Source organism: Neorhizobium sp. P12A, from assembly GCF_008365395.1.
GTDB lineage: Bacteria > Pseudomonadota > Alphaproteobacteria > Rhizobiales > Rhizobiaceae > Rhizobium.
In genome coordinates this window covers 1-4,475 of the sequence record NZ_QOVX01000056.1, presented here as the reverse complement: position 1 = coordinate 4,475, position 4,475 = coordinate 1, and the positions used below count along the sequence as shown (strand labels likewise).

The window sequence follows — 4,475 nt, the reverse complement described above, 5'->3', positions numbered from 1 at the left end:
TTCATCTTGCCAATGCGATGGCGGCGGGAGGCATTGTGCTTGAAAGGCATTGTCACGAAGACCGGTTATTGCGATTGCCGATCACCTACGACAACGCCATTAACGATCCGCGCACCAACGCCGGCCCGCTCCATTCGCTACCAGCTCAGCATTGCCAAGCTGCCGCTTGCAAAGGACATCGATGACTTCGACTTCGCCGATACGCCCGTCAATGAACCCCTGGTGCGGGAGCTGGCTACTACCGGTACCTTCGTCGCCGATCAGCGCAACGTCGTTCTCGTCGGCGGCACCGGAACGGGAAAGAGTCACCTTGCCATCGCGATTGCCCGCGCGCTGATCCGCAACGGAACACGCGGTCGCTTCTTCAATGTCGTCGATCTGGTCAATCGGCTGGAAACGGAAACGCGCAACGGCAAGCAGGGTCGGATGGCCGATTACCTCACACGCCTCGACTTCATCATTCTCGATGAACTCGGCTATCTGCCCTTCGCGCAGGCCGGTGGTCAGCTCCTGTTCCACCTGATCAGCAGGCTCTACGAGCGCACCTCGATCATCGTCACCACGAACCTTGCCTTCGGCGAATGGCCGTCGGTGTTTGGTGATGCCAAGATGACGACAGCGCTGCTCGACCGCCTGACACATCACTGCGAGATCGTGGAAACCGGAAACGAGTCCTGGCGCTTCAAGAACCGCTCTCAAAGCTCACATGAGGATTTCGCCGTCAAGTTCAATCATAGTTTCATAGCTTGCCCCTTCGATTTTGTATCGAACCCATGGTCTGAGCCACCTTGCATGACGCGGCACGTTTCCGTCACCGGTTCAAACTCACATACGGTCGCCGTTTTGCCCGGCAGCACCATTATCCCGCTTGCGTAGCGGCAAGGCTCAGGAGAACGGGACCAATCTAAAGCGCGGCATTTAAAGCCCGACTTTGAGGCGGTTCGCTCACCTGGATCCGCCAGGAGTGATCAGTCCTGGAAGATTTGTGTGTTCGGCAATCTTTTGGGGTCGTCAGGCGGTCTTCATGACAGCCCCCTCGATGACAACACCTGCAGTGACAAACTTCCACAGCGCGATAAGGAGTTTGCGCGCCAGGGCAACTATCGCGGCTTTCTTTAAGCGTCCACCATTCGACTGAACCCGATCCACAAACCAACGGCTAAGCGCTGATGCTGGCTGATTGCGTAGCCACAACCAAGACAGTTGGATCATCGTGGTGCGCAGCCGAGGGTTTCCTGCCTTTGAGACACCCTGTTCGTGGTCGATGGTCCCGCTCATCCATGGGGTTGGTGTCAAACCTGCATAGGCGGCAATCTGCCGCCTATTATCAAAATGCCGGGACAGGGCTTCGGTCCAAAGAACGGCGGCAAATTCAGCGCCAACACCCTTCAAGGACAGCAGCATCGCTGCGGGCGAGGTTGCCTCAACCGCTGGCTGCTCGTCCATCGATAGGAGAGAATTACGCTCGCTCTCCACTGCAGCGATCTGTTCTAGCAGCAACTCGAGACGGTCGAGTTCGCGATTGATTTGAGCCTTCAGGTGTTTCGGTAACTCGCGCCCATCTCCGGTCTGGAGTTCCTCCAGCCGCTGACGGCGATCCTTACGGGGCGGTTGATAGCCGCTGACGCCTTGAGCGAAGAGTAGCCCCGTCACGCGATTGACATGCCTGACCCGCTCAGCAATCAAAACTTTGCGTTCCCGGCAAATCCGACGCCGATCTTCGTCCTTCGGATCTGGCGCTCTGACCATCGCACATACGCGAGGCTCGCCGCGCTTGAACGCAAGCAATGTGCGCGTCAGAGCCTCTCCATCGATCTTGTCGGTCTTGGCACGTCGACGTCGACGGGAAGTCGCGATCGAAGCTGCGTCGACGACGTAACTCTCGATGCCGTGAGTCTCCAGCACGCGGTGTATCCAGAAGCCGTCCAATCCTGCCTCTTGGATCGTCACGATGGGAAATAACTTCCCTGTTCTCAACCGCGCCTTCTGTTGTAGCTGCTCAAATCGATCCAGCAGCTCGGCTACATTGCCACCGGCCACTGCGTGCTTCGACATCTTCTCGCCACTGCCCGGCGACAACGAAGTGATCAACCAGGTCGATCGGCTCAGTTCCAATGATACAAAAATTGCGCCAAGATCAATGCGGACAGCGGTCGGATGAATGGATGCAGGTTCCATAAACTGCTCCTCCTGAGCGAGTGTTTTGATGCAACCTCACTCTGCCAGAGCGGCGCCCGCTGTTCACTCCTCATGGGATCTAAAGCCGAAGATACCATCACCCGCACTTGGCCTACCCTCTGCAACCCCGGTCAGCGCCGGGCAGGCCAAGCGCTGATCGTCTACAGGGGCTGAATATTGGACGCCGATAAGGGGTCAACATTCCGCACCGATTGCATTGCATAGCAAGCGGTCTCGCCTATTCGCAGGCTCCCGCGGAGATTCGACCTCACCCTGGATCTTTCCCGCCTTCCAACTGCGCTCTGGCCAAGGCGGCGGCGTTACCTCACTGATTTGACATCTAATATATCTCGCCAGCCGAGTTCGTTTTTCATCTGAAATACAGCTCCTATAGTTCATGTCATTTGTAACACATTTAAGATTGCCGGATATCTCTGTGAGGAGTTATGCTTTCTTCCGAAACTATATTCTCGGTATTATTCTTACCGTTCTACGAGTATATGTCGGATAAATTCATTTGGATGCGATAAGGAGCAGTTCTGTCCCGCCGTAACAGGTCCTCCATATCCGAATACTTCCAATTGATATGCGAAGAAGATCGATACAAAGGAATATGTACATGCGTAGCGAAGCCGTGAATACCCGTTCGGATAATCCAGAATTTCTGCGGGAATTGAGCGCCTTGGAGCGCGGATTCCATTTATTTTCGAAAGTATATCCTATTGTCATCTGCAACGTCGTCGAGGTTCGGGAGCGATTGTCCCAAGAGAGAATCCTGCGGGCGCTCGCCGCGGTCCAGAGGCGCCATCCCATCTTGCAGACCCGCATAGTGCCACTTCCGTCGGGAGGGGTGGCGCTGTGCAAGTCGACTGCCGAAATCGGCGTCGAATTCAACCAGTCGAAGTCCGAGATAGATTGGAGGCCGATGGTCGCATCAGGCCTGGCGATGCCTTTTTCTGCAGGCGATACGCTGGCGCGGCTATCCGTCGTTGAAGGCCCCGAGCGAACGGTAATCGCACTCTTCCTGGATCACGCGATTGCGGACGGGATTTCGTCGACCTACGTCGTCGAAGATCTTCTCAGGGCTCTTGGCGGGGAGAACATCGGAGAGGGAAGCTTGCTGCCTTCGGCGCCCGACCTGATCGGCAGCCTGGTCTCCAACGAGACAAGTTTCGTGAAGTCGCCCGCAGCGGACATAGCCGAAGCGATGCCATCGGCGCCGGCAGCGTTTCCACCTCCATACGTATCGACGATCGCCCTGTCGCAGGAAGAGACCGCGGCGCTTGCTGGTCGGGCACGTCTTGAGGGCGCAACCGTCCATGGCGCGCTCTGCGCCGCACTGACGTTCAGCCTGGCAGAGAGTGCAGGCAAGAGTTCGCATGTGCTGGTCTCGCCTATCGACCTGCGCCGCATCATTCCTGTCGATACCCGCACATGTAGTCAGATTTTCACGATGCTGGCCGAAACACTGGACATGTCCGGAAGCTTCTGGGATATCGCCCGTCGATCCGTATCGGGGGTCGAGGCAGCGCGCTCCCTGGAAGCCTTCATGATAGGCGCGCAGATGATGGAAAACTTCATCCCTGCAGGTTCGACCAGCGCGACTGCCCATGCGGTCATGAGCGGCGGGATTGGCGAGAACATGCTCAGCAATCTGGGTGTAATCGATATGCCCGACCGATATGGCGACCTATCCGTGGAGGCGTTCTGGGGACCGATGGCCGCCAATCGTCTCGACGGCTATCATTTCATCGGTGCCGCAACCTACGGGGGCAGCCTCCGTCTGACCTGCAGCACACACGAGCTTTTGCCGGACTTGCTCACCGCTATGGGGGAGCATCTGCGCAATGCCTGCTAGCCAACGCCGCGAGCTGAAGGCGAAGGGATTTGCCTTCAGCTCCTGGCGTCTTTCCTGGTTTTGAATGGAATTTTTTGGCGCAGTAATGATCGGAGGGGGGTAGCAAGCGGTGGAGACGGCATGCTTCGCCGGCGAACAGATCGCGTTAGAACGTTTTTCGATCAGTCTGCATCGAACGCTCTAAGTATGTCCACAAGGTCATATCCGCAGGCTGTGAAGTAGTTTGCGCATTCTTGCGGTTTGAAGAGAGCGACGATCTTGCCGATTGTGTCCATAATCCCTCGACGGCTCGTTTTGCTCTGAAGCGCAGGATTGCCTTAGAGCCTGACCGAAAAAGAGTTGAGTGATTTCAGTAGGATGTGATTCCGTCGGATTTGTTCAAGATTCGAAGGAGTTCACGATGGCCTGGACCGAAACCACTCGGCGGCAATATGTTCGT

2 protein-coding genes and 1 pseudogene are annotated in these 4,475 nt (G+C 56.5%); 2 read left to right on the top strand and 1 reads right to left on the bottom strand.

What is annotated here, in order from left to right; translation table 11 throughout:
• Window positions 1–123: 123 nt before the first annotated feature.
• Window positions 124–876: pseudogene (istB, locus tag DTW90_RS36740) on the top strand (IS21-like element helper ATPase IstB); the annotation flags it as partial.
• Window positions 877–1,011: 135 nt separating this feature from the next.
• Here istB and DTW90_RS36735 read toward each other — a convergent pair.
• Window positions 1,012–2,178 carry an IS110-like element ISRel9 family transposase gene (locus DTW90_RS36735; RefSeq protein ID WP_149345030.1) on the bottom strand — a complete coding sequence of 389 codons (1,167 nt, stop codon included), beginning with the start codon at window positions 2,176–2,178 and terminating at the stop codon, window positions 1,012–1,014.
• Between the two features lie 814 nt (window positions 2,179–2,992).
• On the opposite strand from DTW90_RS36735, the gene DTW90_RS36730 reads away from it, so the two are divergent.
• Entirely contained in the window at window positions 2,993–4,036 is a 1,044-nt protein-coding gene (locus tag DTW90_RS36730) for a hypothetical protein (RefSeq protein ID WP_149345028.1), read from the top strand.
• Window positions 4,037–4,475: the final 439 nt, after the last annotated feature.

Bases quoted from the DNA above. Each gene is read 5' to 3' on its own strand.
- DTW90_RS36735 (WP_149345030.1), bottom strand. From the start codon at position 2,178: ATGGAACCTGCATCCATTCATCCGACCGCTGTCCGCATTGATCTTGGC.